The sequence below is a fragment of the Bowmanella denitrificans genome (assembly GCF_039522935.1).
GTDB classification, from domain to species: domain Bacteria; phylum Pseudomonadota; class Gammaproteobacteria; order Enterobacterales; family Alteromonadaceae; genus Bowmanella; species Bowmanella denitrificans.
In genome coordinates, this window is the sequence record NZ_BAAAEI010000001.1 from 54,250 (window position 1) to 69,684 (window position 15,435).

A 15,435-nucleotide genomic window follows, 5' to 3' on the forward strand; every position below is an offset into this window, starting at 1 on the left:
TAAGCCGACGCGGTTGCTGTATCTATGGCTACGAAAAGTCGCAGCGCGACCAATTAAAAGCTCGGCCGAAGGATGTTTAACAATAGACAGCATTCCATAAAAACGCGCCTGCTTAGCGCCTTTAACTCCCCAACGCAACAGCCGCCATTGCATGCAAAGTCCACTCAATACGGCTAAGCACTCTAATCCCAGTAAGTAAACGGCGTAACTGAGCTTGACCAATGGCGATTCCCCTGAAAAAGCGTGGTGAATGAATTCAACTAGGCAATGTACCGTAAAATTACTTCTACGACTTCCCTTTGTATATTGCTAGCTGGCAAAATAGCACGCCTGGCATGAAGCCGGTCACCATTTTGGAATCAGTACCTCTTTCGCATGCACAATAGTCCGTATTCCCTTAGCGCCGACCAAATCCGTGTTTTCGCTACCATGAGCGTCATTGTTCTGCATGTCAGTGCCAACGGCGTCAGCCGCCTGCCACTGGATAGCAGCGCCTGGTGGCTGGCCAATCTGCTCGACTCTGCAAGCCGGGTATCTATTCCCTTATTTGTGATGCTTTCCGGAGCACTACTACTTATACCACCAATGCCATCCATTGCCGGTTTCTATCAGAAACGTGTGGCACGTATTGCCCTGCCGCTGCTGCTATGGTCGCTTTTCTACACTGGCTGGACCTGGCTCAAAGGCGAGGTAAAACAGCAGCCGGTTTCACTGAATCAGCTAAGCGAAAATCTACTGAGCGGCACACCTTATTTTCACTTGTGGTATTTGTTTATGCTGGTTGGATTATATGCCGCCACCCCATTAATCCGTTGGCTGATGCTGGCGCTTAAGGTCAGTTATACGCCCTCCCCCAGTTTTTATCTGGCTAGCGCGGTGCTGACGTCCACGCTGTACACCCTTGGTTTTCAGTGGTTTGGTGGCAACTGGCCCTGGCCACTGTGGTTTATAGGTTATATTCCATTGTTTATGCTCGGTGCTGCCATGTGGGGCAAACCCAGCAATCAGGGGCGGGTGGCCTTATTGGCAGCATTTTTACTGATGGTGGTAGTAATTGCCCGCCTTTGTCATATTCAACTAAGTGAATTTTCGCAGCTACAGCCTATCTACAGTTATCAGTACCTGAGCCTGCCGGTGCTGGCTGCCTGTGTTTGTGCCTGGTATCTACTTAAACGCCCACACCAGAAACTGGCCCCTTTCACCCGATTTATCGCGCCTTATTGTTTTGGCATTTACCTGGTACATCCACTGTTTCTGGATATCAGCCAGATGTTGATGGCCGGACTACCCGTTGGCAACAGTGCAAAAATGCTGGTTCAGATACCGCTGGTTTTTGCCTGTTCAGTGCTGACCTGTATGGTGTACCGCGCCGCCAGCAGCAAACTGTTTAAACCCGCGTTTTCCAGCTAAACGTTTCCCGTCCAACGCGCTGTTTCATAGCCACAACTGACAGCGTCTGTGGGTCGGGTTTTCAACCCGACTATTGTTGCAATAAATTGCAACCCACCATTGTTGTAATAAATTACAACCCACTGTTGTTGCAATAAATTGCAACCCACCATTGTTGCAATAAATTGCAACCCACAGGGGTTGTGGCATGATCCGGCTCTGTTGAGGGTGAGAGCACCCTGCTCAGAGTATGAGGAACCAAGATGTACAGACGCAAGTTAATCAGCTTTGCCCTAATCTCTCTGGGGATGGTGATTGCCGCAGCGGTATCTGTGCTGTGGTCTTCACGCCTGACGCAAAACCATATCCTGCAAATGAATATCGCCGATACTCTGCTAAGCGAACACCTTCAGCTATCCAGCACCTCCTATCGGCTCTTCAAGCAACTTACCGATGAAATCCTGCTGGGCAAGTCAGCCAACCAGGCTCAGGTGCGCAACAAGCGCGCTGCCATTTCTGAATCGCTGGGCAAAATACGTTTGCTGGAAGAACAGCAGCGCCAGGCATTAGGTGCGGAATACACCCGTGGCACAGTAGAAGATACGGATGATCTTGAAGAGCTGATAGACAAGGTCATTACCGATTTTGAAGCCATTGCCGCCAGCGGTGCGCACTCTGACGACACCGAACAGATGCGTTTTGTCCTGGAAGAACGCATTGATATTGCCTTTCGTGAAGCCATCAACTCTGCGGTAGAGCGTCAGGCAGGGGTGGTGCAAGCCATGAACAACCGCATCGACACCACCCATACCGCCATATTCTGGTTATCATTATTGCTGGCCACCATCGCTATTTTGCTGACGGTCATTGGCTGTACGTCGCTTATCAGAGCGGTTACCCAGCCGGTAAAGTCGCTGACTCAGGGGGCCGAACGCATCGCCAAAGGTGAGCTGGACCACCGAGTTCAGCGCGGTTTCGATACCGAGTTTGACGAGATTGCCAAAGCCTTTAACTTTATGGCCGACCAGCTTAAGGAACAATACAGTGCTAAGGAACAAGCCAGGCAGCAGTTGGAGTTCAAGGTATCCCAGCGCACCGCTGAATTAACGGCTGCCAATCAGGCGCTGGAAAAAAGCGCCCATACCAGGCGCAATTTTCTGGCCGATGTCAGTCATGAACTGCGCACACCTTTGACCATTATTCGTGGCGAAGCCCAGGTGACCCTGCGTAAAACCGATCGGGATGTGGAAGAGTACCGCGATGCGCTGCAGTGTATTCTGGAACAGTCAATCTCGCTGGGCAGGCTGGTAGAGGATATGTTGTTTATCGCCAGGGCTGACGCCAATAATCTGCGTATTGAACGCCAGCGGGTTGACCTGGCAGAGCTGCTTGAAGAAGGCTGCCGGGATGTACACAAGCTTGCACTGTCTCAACACATAGACGTGCAGCTACAGGCCGATTTACCAGACATGCTGTTAGTTGCGGATGCAGAGCGTCTTCGCCAGTTACTCTTGATTCTGCTTGAAAATGCTTTGCGTTATTCTCCGTCGAATACAACGGTATTAGTTTGTGCCAAACCCGATGCTGATAAAGTGCACATCAGTGTACAAGATCAAGGATTTGGCATAGATGAGCAGGAGCTACCTTATATATTTGAGCGTTTTTACCGCGGCAGTGGCCGAGCGGTACAGGGCATGGGTTTAGGGTTGGCCGTGGCTAAAGCAATCGTCACCGCACATGGCGGACAAATAACCGCAAGCAGTATAGTAGGCAAAGGCACAACCATGAGCGTTTGGCTGCCGAGGGACCCCTTATGCGTATCCTGATAGTGGAAGATGAACAGCGGGTTGCCAGTTTCCTGCTGAAGGGCTTACAAGCAGAGGGCTATCAATGCCAGTGGGTGAGTGACGGAGAACAAGCCATACAGCCACTGACGACGCAGCAGATTGATCTGGTCATTTTGGACAGAATGCTGCCGCAAATGGACGGCCTGGCAGTACTGCGGGAAGTACGCCGCATATCCCCCAATACCGCAGTGCTGATGTTAACCGCACTGAACGACACAGAAGACAAAGTCATGGGCCTTCGCATGGGGGCCGACGACTATCTTGGTAAACCGTTCGATTTTGATGAACTGCTGGCCAGAATCGAGGCCCTGTCCAGACGTGGTCCAATGCATCAACCAGCCACTAATCAGTTAACTGTGGGTCAATTATGCCTTTGCAGTGACAGTCGCCGCGCTTTTTTAAGTGACCAGGAATTGGAACTGACCCAACTGGAATTTGACCTGTTACGTCTGTTTATGAAGTCCCCTGGTAAAGTGTATTCCCGCGAGCGTATTCTGAACAGAGTATGGAGCAGCACCACCGACCCGCTGACCAATATTGTGGATGTGTATATCCGCCGCCTGCGGGTTAAACTGGAAGCCCAACCTTGTGCACCGAGAATTGAAACGGTACGTGGGGTTGGTTACCGTCTAAGCAACCCATTTTAATCTTCTGTTAATCCTGGGCAAAAAAAGCGTTCATAAACTGCATTTTACAATTGCGGCAATTTCAATTGCTGAGCAAGTATATGACGTTCCAATTAAAACTACTGAAATCCCTGTTAGTTTGCAGCCCCATGCTGGCATTGCCGTTGCAAGCCAATCAGGGCGAGTATTGCCAGGGCTTTGGCCCACAGGCACCACGTGATATTGACCAGCTAGCAGGGGAAAACCAACGGGTCTTCTCTTTGGCACCACCTTCTACCCAAATGAACCTGTGTAATATTCATTTTCATGCTCAGGCAGAACATAAAGCCGCCGCCTTTTCCAAACTGATTGGTGAAGGTGAGCATGCCGGATATCAGTGCGATATCGCCACCAATCTGACCGCTGCAGAACTGGCGCCGCCCAAAGTCAATCACTGTAAAGGTCTGAAACCCGGCGATACAGTGGAAGTACATTGGGTACACAGTTCCTGCAACGCCAAACCAGGGCCTGGCTTGGGCGCTTGTCTGACCGAGCAATGCGCCAACCCCAACCTACGGGTTGAAACACAAGTGTTTACGCTGGTGAATGATGCTGGCGCACTCAACTTCAACGACTTTGACTATGATGGCCATCAGGCTAATGGTTATCACCAGCCCAAAGCGCTGCCAACAGATACAGGTACCCCCGTTGAATACCTCGGTTCCACCACCGGCCCTAAATATAATCAGCAACAGTGCTCAAGCTTACAGGTGAGTTGGAGTGTCAGACCTCAGTGCGCCAAGCTGGACATCAACAGCCTGAGCCAATGGTGTGCCAACAACGAATTTGCCGAAGACCACGCCCATGGCGTACGAAAACTGGTTGTGCATCCCAAGTTACTATCCCCCATCAACTAAACAGGTCGCACCTTGGCAGGAGCAATGCGTTTGACAGCATTGCTCTTTGCTAATGTGTTAGATGTGAAACTTGCGGGTCAGGCAGTCCAGTTCTTCGGCCAGTCGCGCTAACTCCTGGCTGGAGGCACTGGTTTCGCTGGCCCCGGATGCCACTTCATTCGCCACATCCCGGATCTGAACCAGGTTTTCATCTATCTGTTTAGACACCGTGGCCTGCTGCTCTGCGGCGCTGGCTATGGCATGGTTTTGCTCTGCCGAGCGAGCCACAGACGCGGTAATTTCTATCAGTGCATTACCGGCCGAACCGGCCACATCCAGGCTTTGTTTGGCCCGCTCGTGACTCTTGCCCATCAGGCTCACGGTTTCATTGGTTCCGGCTTGTACCGCATTGACCATGCCCTCGATTTCCTTGGTGGACTCCTGCGTGCGATGAGCAAGGGCCCTTACTTCATCGGCCACCACCGCAAAACCCCGGCCGGACTCACCGGCCCTGGCCGCTTCAATGGCGGCATTAAGTGCCAGTAAGTTAGTTTGCTCAGCAATCGCCCTGATAACGTCCAGCACCGAGCTGACCCGATTAATTTCACCGGAAAGTTTGTCCAGCCCTGCTGTCGTTTCGGTTAATTCCTGCAATAAATACTGCACCGAGGCGACAGTCTGTTGCACTTGCTTGTGCCCCGCTTTGGCCTGACCATCCATCGCCTGTGATTCCTGAGAGGCCGCCACCGCATTTCTGGCCACATCCTCAATAGAGCTGGTTAACTGGGTAATGGCCGATACGGCCTGTTCCAGATGGTCATTCTGGGTATGAATACCACGGGTGGATTGCTCAGTGACGATACTGAGTTCTTCAGAAGTCGAGGCCAATTGCGCAGATGAGCTCTGAATCAACTCCAGTGTATCACGTAAGCTGTTTCGCATTTTTATCAGGGCCTCGATCATTCTGGCCGGTTCATCGCTGCCTGCATCAGAAATAGCCACGGTAAGGTCCCCCGAGGCGATACGTTCAGCAGCATGCAATGCCGTATTCATTGGCAACACCAGGGCACGGGTGAACAACACGGCCAGCAGCACAACTAAAATAGCGGCAATAGCCATAATTGCCCACATCCAGGTCACAGACTGCTGATATACGTCGTGAGCCTGGTCAGCGCCTTTTTCGATGAGCTCCAACTCCAGACTTTCCAGGGCCCGAATCTGCTCGGTCAGCGCCATACGGAGCGGGCGCATCTGCTGTGCGTGCAATTCGATGGCAGCGTTTTGATCTCCGCCATCCAGCATTTGCATTTGCTGGTTTTGTAATTGCAGATAGTTATTTAACTGCGCAGCAATACTGCCCAGCGCCTGTCGGATTTGAGGATGCGAAGCCAACTCTCTGCTGGCATCCAGCCGCCGCTCCAAGGCCTGCTTAGCCCGATTCATGGCGTCCCGATACTCTTTGCGACGGGCACCCTGAGCATAAAGTTGATTGACATCCTGCAACTGCACTTCAATAAAGTCAGACAACATACGGGTAGAAGATTCCAGTGCCGGAATACGCACCTTGGCTAAATCAGTGATCTCGTCGTTGAGAAAATGCAGCTTGAGCATGCCCAGGCCCCCGACCAGCAACACCAGTAATCCCATTAATCCAAACGCTGCGCCAGAGCGGGTTCCAATAGCAAAGGTTCTTATCATACATGGCTCCAAACAGATGACCGTGCCATCACGCGGGACTATTTAGCAAAAACAACAGGCGTTTCATTTCGGCTGAGCTCAACGCAACGAGAATTAACCGTTGAGTAAAAGCATTGTAGACAATAACTTAGCAGAGGTAGCGGTTTTTCCCGTTAATTTAGGATGAACGCATATTCAGACCACTTTACGAATCGGTTTTCTGACCACGCCCCCCAACAGCCTGTCACCACATACCATACGCTCTATCCGGATATTGCATACAGCCAATTGAATTCAAAACAGTTTTTGCACATATAGGCACATTTTTCTGGTAAAGCACCGGCATAGTGCCTATAACCTATTAATGTGGGTAAACAACAAATCTGGTCGCCCGCACGTTGCCAATGGTTGTTCAGGTACTGGCTCAGAGACACCTGCACTGACAGGAGAGAAAAAGATGTTAAAGAAACTCGCGTTCGCCCTACTGCCCTTGAGTCTGTGCGGAATGGCAAAAGCAGAATGGTCTGTTACCCTAACCGGTGTCAGTGATTATCTGTTTAACGGCGTGAGTCAAACAGATGAAAATCCGGCACTGCAGGGCAGCATCGATTGGGCCGCAGACAACGGCTTTTACGCGGGGGCTTGGGGCTCCAATGTGGATTTTGGTGACGATACCAACCTCGAAATAGACGCTTATCTGGGCTACTACCAGGATCTTAGCGATTCGCTGAATCTGGATGTCGGTATCGCTCAATACACCTATCACGGTGCTGGTTATAGCAGTGATGGCAACTACCCAGAGGTGTATATGAAATGGGGGCTGGGTAACACCGCCTTCAATGTTTGGTACTCATGGGACTACTTCGGCACAGGTGCAGGGCATTATATTCTGATGCTCAACCATACCTTGCCCATTAACGATAATTTTTCGGTGCTGCTGGGCGTTGACCGCTCCACCAGTATGGACGAAGATAAATATCAGTGGGAAGACGATAAATCCTACATCCATTGGCAGGCCACCGCCCAGTTCAGCCAGTGGGGCTGGGATATGTCACTGGGCGTACAGGGCACTGATTTGGATGATACCGGTGATACCAAGCTGCTGTTTACTGTGGGGCGAACTTTTAGTTTCTGACAGTTAAAGGTACCAAGCCAGACTATACGAAGCTGCGCTCAAATAGCATATCCTACAGCCCACAAATATGCCTTTTGGCACTTTTGGCTTACCGATACCAAGAATAACAGGTTATGGAGACGGCCTCACCGCTTCCTGGCAAATAGACACGGTGTGGTGACACTCTAGCAATACTCGGTTCCGCTATCATTATCCGTCCGGCGGTCACAGCATACAAGTTCGGAGCATGGCTCCTGCTCCAGTAAAAATGTCTTCTCAGTTGAAGAGACATTTCATTCGGGATTGGTCATTCCTTTACAGACAGCATGAACCTGAATATCTTTAAACAAGATGCTGTTCGTGGAGGTCGAATCATCGCTCCGGTAAATGCCAAACTTCATATAATTGCCTGCCTTGTTGTACATATTGGGTCCAGAAAAAATCACCTCACCTGTTTTTTCCTGAACAAAATCACTTCCATTTATTGTTGCCTGCACTCTGCCAGATCCATCTAAGGCCCAATTCACATCAAACGCAATCTCATTCCAAGAATCACGTTCCACTTTCACTTTTTCACTTCTAACAAAAGTATTCTCATCTGTTCTGTGGATGATATACAAATGTTCTTTGAGGTAGAAAAGCGCTAACGGTGGTGCTCTAGGTGGTAACGATTGCCAAGTTTCACCAACTGAGAAATCAGGTTGGTCGTGCCATTGAAAAAACACCTGCCATTTGCTATCTGAGACGTAACTACTAGGAATCAGAAGCTTCAATTTATAGCGGTACCTGTACTGAGTACCTCGGAAATCATTCACTATAAGTTCGGCTCTATTTCCGTTTTTGACAATATCGTCAGGAGCAAGAGTAAACTTAATAGCATCATCTTGCGAGTTAACAGGATCCTTTACCGAGTTAAGAGAGTGAGGACCGGATAGATCCTTGCCTCTCAAACCATCATAAATAGTCTCTGTTTCTGGAAGCTCGTAAACGATCGACTCCTCCCCATCGTCGCACGCTTCTTTAGGTTTATCTGCAGCAAATATAGTAGAAGCATGTGTTACAAGTGACACCACCAATAACCAACTCACTTTTCGCTTGATAACTTGCATGAAAGTTTATAACCGAATATCTACTTGATCTGATGGCAACACGTATTTTAAGTCGTAAATAACACCTTCAGCCTTCAATAGCTTTCTAAAAGCTTCTGGAGTCTTGGCTTTAAATTCCTGATGTGCCACTGCCAGAATAACGGCATCATATTTTCCGGGCTCTAGCTGAGAAACTGGCTGAATATCATACTCATGTTTTGCTTCCTGAGGGTCCACCCAAGGGTCATAAACATCAGCTTGAACATCGTATTCCAGCAACTCGCTAACAATGTCGATCACTTTGGTGTTTCTGAGATCCGGACAATTTTCCTTAAAGGTTAATCCCATCACTAAGACCTTAGCGCCACTGACCTGAATCCGTTTCTTAAGCATTGCCTTAACTAACTCGCTAACCACATAGCGACCCATACCATCATTTATACGCCGACCTGCCAGAATTACTTCAGGGTGATAACCTATTGATTGAGCCTTATGAGTTAGGTAATAGGGATCTACACCAATACAGTGCCCCCCTACTAAACCCGGGCGAAACGGTAAGAAGTTCCATTTAGTCCCAGCGGCCAATAAGACCTCTTCCGTATCAATTCCTAACTTATTGAAAATAACTGCCAGCTCATTAATTAGTGCAATATTCAAATCACGCTGTGTGTTTTCAATTACCTTAGCTGCTTCAGCAACTTTGATGCTGCTGGCTTTATAGGTACCAGCGGTAATAATGCTGCTGTACAAGTCATCGACCTGCTTCGCCACTTCCGGCGTAGACCCTGATGTGACCTTTTTAATAGTGGTTACCCGATGCTCCTTGTCGCCTGGATTGATTCGTTCTGGGCTATAGCCAGCAAAGAAATCCTGGTTAAAGATAAGGCCGGAAACACGTTCTAGAACAGGAACACAGTCTTCTTCTGTTGCACCAGGGTATACGGTAGATTCATAGATAACGATATCCCCTTTCTTAAGCACTCTGCCAATCGTTTCGCTAGCTTTAATTAATGGGGTCAGATCGGGTTGACGATGCTCATCAATCGGTGTAGGCACTGTCACAATAAATATATTGGCCTCACGCAAAGGCTCTAGATCATGTTCAAAGGCCAAGTATTGCGCCTCCGCCAGTTCCTCCGAACTGACCTCTAAGGTATGGTCGACACCGTCGCGGAGCTGCTGAATTCTGCTCTTATTTATATCAAAACCAATTACCTCTCTGACTTTGCCAAATTCTACGGCAAGAGGCAGGCCAACATATCCCAAACCAATCACAGCTAATTTCATAACTTTATAACGTCCCTTGAATATTCTTCTTTGCTTTAAACTTTTCTTTTAAGAGTAATAGTGCGAACTTACTATTAGTCACAAGATAGCGTTTCCACATACGCCCCGGTTCCTGAATAACTCTATATAACCACTCCAGACCTGCATTTTGCATCCATTTCGGAGCACGTTTAACTTTGCCCGCAACCACATCAAAAGTGCCTCCGACGCCCATTACAAAGTCAACGCCCAAGCGATCTTTCCACTTATTAATAAAGTTCTCTTTCTTGGGGGACGTTATAGCGACAAACAATAAGCGGGCACCCGAAGCCGCGATTTTTTCCACCACGTCTTGTTCATTATCCCAAAAGTAGCCGTGATGGTAACCGGCTACTTTCAGACCAGGATAAAGGGCCTCGACTTTGGAAACTGTCGCTTCTACTACTTCTGATGTCGCTCCCAGTAAAAAAACTGGAAAATGATTGATTGTGCTCATGGCTAGTAAATTGTGAAACAGATCAACCCCTGCAACTCGCTCGGGCACTGTATGGCCACAAAATCTGGCGCCCCACACAACTCCCATTCCGTCAATATTAATGATGTCACAAGCATTAACTGAATCAGCCAGTATCTTGTCTTGCTGCATATGCACAAGCTTGGCAACGTTTACAACAACATGCTGAGTAAACTTTCGTTCAGTCAAACAATTTTGTATATAAGTGACAGTATCATCCATGGATATGGAGTCTAAATTAGTCCCTAGAAAAAATACTTTGCTCACTTCTCCCCCCTGAAACTTGAACATATCCCTGGCGTAGCAATTAGGTAAAAGTTAAAAAACAATAAAAGTGTCAACATATTTGCCGTTAGAGAAATAGCTCCTGACTCAAAAAATCCAATAAGTAAAATAAAAACCAAGCTAGATGTAACAAAGGCAATATTCAGCTTAAGACTTTTATAAAGACAAAATAACATAAGAAACAAAAACACACTTAAAGTAACGTATCCACCGGACAGCATCACCTGAAGATACATATTATGCGCATGGGCCGCTGTAAAGCCTAATGCATCTGCGTATTCGGGAAGCAAGAAAATAGAAGAACCGAACCCATAGCCCAAAACTGGCTTCTTATCTATAAAGTAAAGTACGGCATCCCAAATAAATGTACGCCCGGTAAATGAAGTTATATCATCTCCGCCGTCCCTTGATACAAGTTGCAACAACTCTTCTGAGAAGAGGGCCAAAATCAATCCAAAACAAAATACAGAAGAAATCCATAGCGCTTTATTTTGCTTATTAGACTGCAGAAAAACGTAAAGAGACAGAGAGACAAGAAGAACAACAATTGTTGTCCTACTGCCACTAAGCAACAGACATACTGCAGCCAAAATCAAGCAAAAATTATAAAATCTAGCACCAATTTGAACTTTTATAATCGAGTTAAACCCAAACAGAAAAAGTATAAAAAAACCACAGACCCTGGCAAAGTTATTAGCGCTAGTTGTTAAGCCACTCATACGCCAACTAGGTGCAAAAACATCGTTAAACCAAAATGAAAAACGTCCCATTTCTGGAAAAAAAACATATAAGAGCAAAGACACAACTAAAAACCAGAACATAGACAATGTCACAATTCTAGAAAACTTACCCAGCCCATACTCATCAATGAAAAAGACCATAAATATAAAATATGAAAAAAATGTAAAAAATATAGAAAGAGTGAAAAACAGATTTTCAGACCAAATAGAAGAAATAAGCATAAGAGCAAAAAACGGTAAGACAAACAAAAACCTGGAATAGAATCGAAAATATCTTAGAGCGATAGCCCCAATTCCTATAGTAAAGAACAACACCAAAAATTTTATAACAACTTGAAAATCTATAGATTTATCATCGAAGTCTCTCAACCGAAAAGACGCGTCTACCAAAAAGAACATACAAAAAAGTGCGAAGACAGCAATTCTATAAAGCGCCAAATTTTTTGTGCCAGTACTCATAATAACTTTTTCGCTTGAGAATAATTAAGCCCTAACATTGTCATCCATGTAATTGCTTGAAAGAACAAAATATAAATTAAAACATACTCGACGCTAATATAGAAGCCAATAAAAAATATTGCTAGCATGGCTATACTACCAATAATACGAGAAACAGTAAGCTGACTAAGGAAACTCATTTTAAAGAAGACTGTCTCTATAGGCTTTGAAACAAACATAGCCAACCCCAATATTGCGTATATACCAACTGAAATTGCGGAGTAAAAGTTCAAATCTACAGCATATAGATCTTCGAAGAAAAAGAGTGAAAATGCGCAGAGGAATGCCACACCTATTCCTCCAAAAACAAGGTGATAGGTCAGCACATTATTCAGCCGTGAAATGCCATAATCCTCTGATACTGAAGCATTTTTCTTTTCTATCAGATCTACTGCTCTAGATATAATTTGGATCGGCTGGAATAGGCTTCTGATTTGCACATAAAGGGATGCTGCGCCAGGGACAACCAAGTTTAAAAACCACAATGGTGCATGACTATATATAGAAAATGACATAGATAGTATAAAGGCATCTCTTCCACCAACGCACACCAGCTCTTCTGATGTTCCTTTATCTAAGACCAAAAAGAAAAGAAAAACCAGCGCTACGAAAGCGGAACCTACCAGAAATGAGAAAGAAGAATAACCAGAATAGAACAGCAAAAGAATTAACAAATATGAGAAAGTTGTAAAAAATGCAACTTTCCTCATGTTGTCTTTCGCCAGAGCAGTTACTTTAACCAACTCAAGAATGAAAAAATAAAAAATGATGGGAAGACTGAAAACCAAAGCCCCAGAATAAGATAAATACATAAGTATCAATAAAATAGGAGCGGAAACATACAGAGAAAAAGATGAGGCGATGCACCCTTTTATAAGAGCAAGGGAGCTAGTAGTATTAGAAGTTATAAAAGGTGTAAAGACTGAGTTTCTGAAGATTCCAGATATAACCAAAGAAAATGAAAAGGCCACACCATAAGATGCTACTAGTTCTGGGCTTCCATGCGATAACAAAATAACAACAAAGAAATTAAATAGAGATGAAAGGGACTGCTCCATCACGATGAAAAACCGCTCTAAATTAATTGCTCTCCTTATTTTTAAATACATAGTCATTGCCCAGAGTTCAACGCAGCTCTCTCCGCTACATTTCCGTAATGCTCTTTTATATAGCAAGTATTAAACAGGTTTAACTTCCCAGAACTTATGTCTTGAAGTAAATTTGCTTTAACTCTCTGCTTATCATCATGAATTCTCTTCATTGCCCTGGCTATTTGCTCAGTGTCAAATTCATTTACTTCCAGATAATAATTACTTGGTTCTATATACCCTGCTATACCTGATCTATTACTTGAAATCACTGGAATTCCGGAAAGAAGAGACTCAACATAAACCATCCCAAATGTTTCTGGATAACTTGGCATAACAAGTGCAGCATAGTCCCCAGAATATATTACAGACTTATCAGCCTTGCCCCTTAAGTTACAGAGATGTGATATTTCCAATCTCTGCATTTCATTCTTAATGTTTTCTGCGGCTTCATTAGTTGCACCTCCAAAAACATCCAACCTGTATTTTTTTTCCTTAGAGATAGCTTCAAAAACCCTATATAGTCCCTTGCTCTTAGCTAAATCTAATCGTCCCACAAAAAGGAAATCCGCCCCCTCCTTATTGGACTCAACCATATTAACTCTACTTATATTCGCTAAGTTGGTAAATTTTGAATCAGGAATATATTTTCCATTAAATAATTTATTAACGGAACTTCTCGCCCAGGCGCTAACAAAGAAAACGTGCTCAGCACTATTTATAATTTTCTTGTATAGCCAACGTACGTAAAATTTTCTTTTGATAAATTTGGCATCTGTACTCCCTCTAACACTTATCAAAAGAGGTTTTTTTAATATTTTAGAGAGAACAAATGCAAAAATGCCATCAATTGTTAGTTTGTGTGCATGTATAACGTTTACTTCACTAAATTCTTTTCCTTTCTTAAAGTAAAAAAATAAAGCCGAAAATAGCATAATTGTAGAACAGAGAATGCCTAACGGAAGCCTTGGTACCACAATTGAATACAGAGTACCCGATTTAACAATCTTAAATTCCAGGCCCTTTTTTCTAACGACTGATAAAACTCTATGCTCAAACCTATCGTCTGTCTCATCGAGTAAGTTCTTTACTGCTAGCGTATTATTCGTTTCAATGCCGTCAGGAAAATCTGTTGCAACATGCAATACTTTTGGCTTCCGATATGCCATATCAAACAATCCCGCGTGTATCAATAACCACCTTACGGGCAAGCTCATTTTTATCTGCAGCTTTAAATTGCTTATGATCCACCAACACCACCACCACATTGGCTTTTTCCAACGCGGAGCTTAGGGAGACCAATTCAACGTTCTGATTTTGCAGTGATGCAGGAAGTTCGTGAATATTTGGCTCTACCGCCAGTACCTGCCCTACATTTTTGGTTGCCAAAGCCTTAACAATATCCAGAGCCGGACTTTCACGCAGATCGTCGATGTCAGCTTTAAACGACAGTCCTAAGCAAGCTATCACCGGGTGCTTAAACTGGTCAGCGGCTTTGGTGATTTGTTCCAGCACATAATGCGGTTTATGGTCATTTACTTCCCTGGCAGTACGGATAATTCGTGCTTCCTGCGGGCAGCTGTTGACGATAAACCAGGGGTCAACGGCAATACAATGGCCTCCGACTCCAGGGCCTGGATTAAGGATATTGACTCTGGGGTGACGGTTAGCAAGCTTAATAAGTTCCCAAACATTGATTTTCAATTTGTCGCAAATCAGCGACAACTCATTGGCAAAAGCAATGTTTACATCACGGAAGCTGTTTTCGGTTAATTTTGCCAATTCAGCGGTACGGGCATTAGTGACAATACATTCACCACGTACAAAGGTTTGATACAACTCAATGGCTTTAGCGCTACAGGCAGGTGTCATTCCACCTACTACACGGTCATTGCTAACCAGCTCCTGCAGAACATAACCTGGCAGTACACGCTCCGGACAATGTGCCACCTTGATATCGGCCTCTTCCCCTTTTTGCTGCGGAAAGCTCAGATCAGGGCGGGCTTGTGCCAACCAGGCAGCCATCTTTTCGGTGGCGCCAACTGGTGAAGTGCTTTCCAGAATCACCAGATTGCCTTTTTCCAGCACCGGGGCAATAGCCTTACTGGCAGCTTCAATATAGCTTAAATCTGGTTCGTGGTTGTCACCTTTAAATGGTGTGGGAACCGCTACGACAAAGGCTTGTGCGGGCTCTGGTTGAGTGGTGGCGCGAAGTTTTCCTGTCATTACCGTACTGCGAACTACCATATCCAGATCGGGTTCGACGATATGAATATTGCCAGCGTTAATAATGTCCACTGCCTTTTGATTTACATCCACCCCTATCACTTCGATCCCGCGAGAAGCAATAACAGCAGCCGTAGGCAGACCGATATAACCCAGACCAATTACAGAAATGCGCTCAAATGCCATACAAAAAACCTGTTCC

The 15,435-nt window shown here is 45.7% G+C and carries 13 protein-coding genes; 5 read left to right on the forward strand and 8 right to left on the reverse strand.

The window, feature by feature from the left end:
* The first annotated feature begins 375 nt into the window (after window positions 1–375).
* From ABD028_RS00235 to ABD028_RS00250, 4 genes are all read left to right on the forward strand, one after another.
* A complete protein-coding gene (locus ABD028_RS00235) occupies window positions 376–1,410 on the forward strand; it encodes an acyltransferase (protein WP_343840255.1) in 1,035 nt (344 codons plus the stop codon).
* A gap of 242 nt (window positions 1,411–1,652) precedes the next feature.
* Complete coding sequence (locus ABD028_RS00240) at window positions 1,653–3,215, forward strand: sensor histidine kinase (protein WP_343840258.1); 1,563 nt, start codon at window positions 1,653–1,655, stop codon at window positions 3,213–3,215.
* Window positions 3,203–3,883 (forward strand): response regulator transcription factor, encoded by a 681-nt coding sequence (locus tag ABD028_RS00245; protein WP_343840261.1) that lies wholly within the window; start codon window positions 3,203–3,205, stop codon window positions 3,881–3,883. Before ABD028_RS00240 ends, ABD028_RS00245 begins: the two co-directional genes overlap by 13 nt.
* Window positions 3,884–3,963: 80 nt before the next feature.
* On the forward strand, window positions 3,964–4,758 hold the full coding sequence (locus tag ABD028_RS00250) for a delta-class carbonic anhydrase (RefSeq protein ID WP_343840264.1): 795 nt from the start codon (window positions 3,964–3,966) through the stop codon (window positions 4,756–4,758).
* 57 nt (window positions 4,759–4,815) lie between these two features.
* Here ABD028_RS00250 and ABD028_RS00255 read toward each other — a convergent pair whose 3' ends face one another.
* Window positions 4,816–6,435: a methyl-accepting chemotaxis protein gene (locus tag ABD028_RS00255; protein ID WP_343840267.1), complete on the reverse strand. Its 1,620-nt coding sequence runs from the start codon at window positions 6,433–6,435 to the stop codon at window positions 4,816–4,818.
* A gap of 436 nt (window positions 6,436–6,871) precedes the next feature.
* On the opposite strand from ABD028_RS00255, the gene ABD028_RS00260 reads away from it, so the two are divergent.
* Window positions 6,872–7,549 (forward strand): TorF family putative porin, encoded by a 678-nt coding sequence (locus tag ABD028_RS00260; RefSeq protein ID WP_102796342.1) that lies wholly within the window; start codon window positions 6,872–6,874, stop codon window positions 7,547–7,549.
* 272 nt (window positions 7,550–7,821) lie between these two features.
* On the opposite strand, the gene ABD028_RS00265 is transcribed toward ABD028_RS00260, so the two are convergent.
* From ABD028_RS00265 to wecC, 7 genes are read right to left on the reverse strand one after another with little or no spacing between them, the layout of a single operon-like run.
* Window positions 7,822–8,637, reverse strand: a complete 816-nt coding sequence (locus ABD028_RS00265; RefSeq protein WP_343840270.1) for a polysaccharide lyase family 20 protein — start codon at window positions 8,635–8,637, stop codon at window positions 7,822–7,824.
* A gap of 6 nt (window positions 8,638–8,643) precedes the next feature.
* Entirely contained in the window at window positions 8,644–9,903 is a 1,260-nt protein-coding gene (tviB, locus tag ABD028_RS00270) for a Vi polysaccharide biosynthesis UDP-N-acetylglucosamine C-6 dehydrogenase TviB (protein WP_343840272.1), read from the reverse strand.
* Window positions 9,904–9,907: 4 nt separating this feature from the next.
* Window positions 9,908–10,663: a WecB/TagA/CpsF family glycosyltransferase gene (locus tag ABD028_RS00275; RefSeq protein WP_343840275.1), complete on the reverse strand. Its 756-nt coding sequence runs from the start codon at window positions 10,661–10,663 to the stop codon at window positions 9,908–9,910.
* A complete protein-coding gene (locus tag ABD028_RS00280) occupies window positions 10,660–11,880 on the reverse strand; it encodes an O-antigen ligase family protein (protein ID WP_343840277.1) in 1,221 nt (406 codons plus the stop codon). The genes ABD028_RS00275 and ABD028_RS00280 overlap by 4 nt, the downstream gene beginning before the upstream one ends.
* Window positions 11,877–13,028, reverse strand: coding sequence for a hypothetical protein (locus ABD028_RS00285; protein WP_343840279.1), 1,152 nt, complete (start codon window positions 13,026–13,028; stop codon window positions 11,877–11,879). The genes ABD028_RS00280 and ABD028_RS00285 overlap by 4 nt, the downstream gene beginning before the upstream one ends.
* A 2-nt stretch (window positions 13,029–13,030) precedes the next feature.
* Window positions 13,031–14,176 (reverse strand): glycosyltransferase, encoded by a 1,146-nt coding sequence (locus ABD028_RS00290; RefSeq protein WP_343840280.1) that lies wholly within the window; start codon window positions 14,174–14,176, stop codon window positions 13,031–13,033.
* Between the two features lies 1 nt (window position 14,177).
* Complete coding sequence (gene wecC, locus ABD028_RS00295) at window positions 14,178–15,419, reverse strand: UDP-N-acetyl-D-mannosamine dehydrogenase (RefSeq protein ID WP_343840283.1); 1,242 nt, start codon at window positions 15,417–15,419, stop codon at window positions 14,178–14,180.
* Window positions 15,420–15,435: the final 16 nt, after the last annotated feature.

Bases quoted from the DNA above. Each gene is read 5' to 3' on its own strand.
- ABD028_RS00235 (WP_343840255.1), top strand. From the start codon at position 376: ATGCACAATAGTCCGTATTCCCTTAGCGCCGACCAAATCCGTGTTTTC.
- ABD028_RS00240 (WP_343840258.1), top strand. From the start codon at position 1,653: ATGTACAGACGCAAGTTAATCAGCTTTGCCCTAATCTCTCTGGGGATG.
- ABD028_RS00245 (WP_343840261.1), top strand. From the start codon at position 3,203: ATGCGTATCCTGATAGTGGAAGATGAACAGCGGGTTGCCAGTTTCCTG.
- ABD028_RS00250 (WP_343840264.1), top strand. From the start codon at position 3,964: ATGACGTTCCAATTAAAACTACTGAAATCCCTGTTAGTTTGCAGCCCC.
- ABD028_RS00255 (WP_343840267.1), bottom strand. From the start codon at position 6,435: ATGATAAGAACCTTTGCTATTGGAACCCGCTCTGGCGCAGCGTTTGGA.
- ABD028_RS00260 (WP_102796342.1), top strand. From the start codon at position 6,872: ATGTTAAAGAAACTCGCGTTCGCCCTACTGCCCTTGAGTCTGTGCGGA.
- ABD028_RS00265 (WP_343840270.1), bottom strand. From the start codon at position 8,637: ATGCAAGTTATCAAGCGAAAAGTGAGTTGGTTATTGGTGGTGTCACTT.
- tviB (WP_343840272.1), bottom strand. From the start codon at position 9,903: ATGAAATTAGCTGTGATTGGTTTGGGATATGTTGGCCTGCCTCTTGCC.
- ABD028_RS00280 (WP_343840277.1), bottom strand. From the start codon at position 11,880: ATGAGTACTGGCACAAAAAATTTGGCGCTTTATAGAATTGCTGTCTTC.
- ABD028_RS00285 (WP_343840279.1), bottom strand. From the start codon at position 13,028: ATGTATTTAAAAATAAGGAGAGCAATTAATTTAGAGCGGTTTTTCATC.
- ABD028_RS00290 (WP_343840280.1), bottom strand. From the start codon at position 14,176: ATGGCATATCGGAAGCCAAAAGTATTGCATGTTGCAACAGATTTTCCT.
- wecC (WP_343840283.1), bottom strand. From the start codon at position 15,419: ATGGCATTTGAGCGCATTTCTGTAATTGGTCTGGGTTATATCGGTCTG.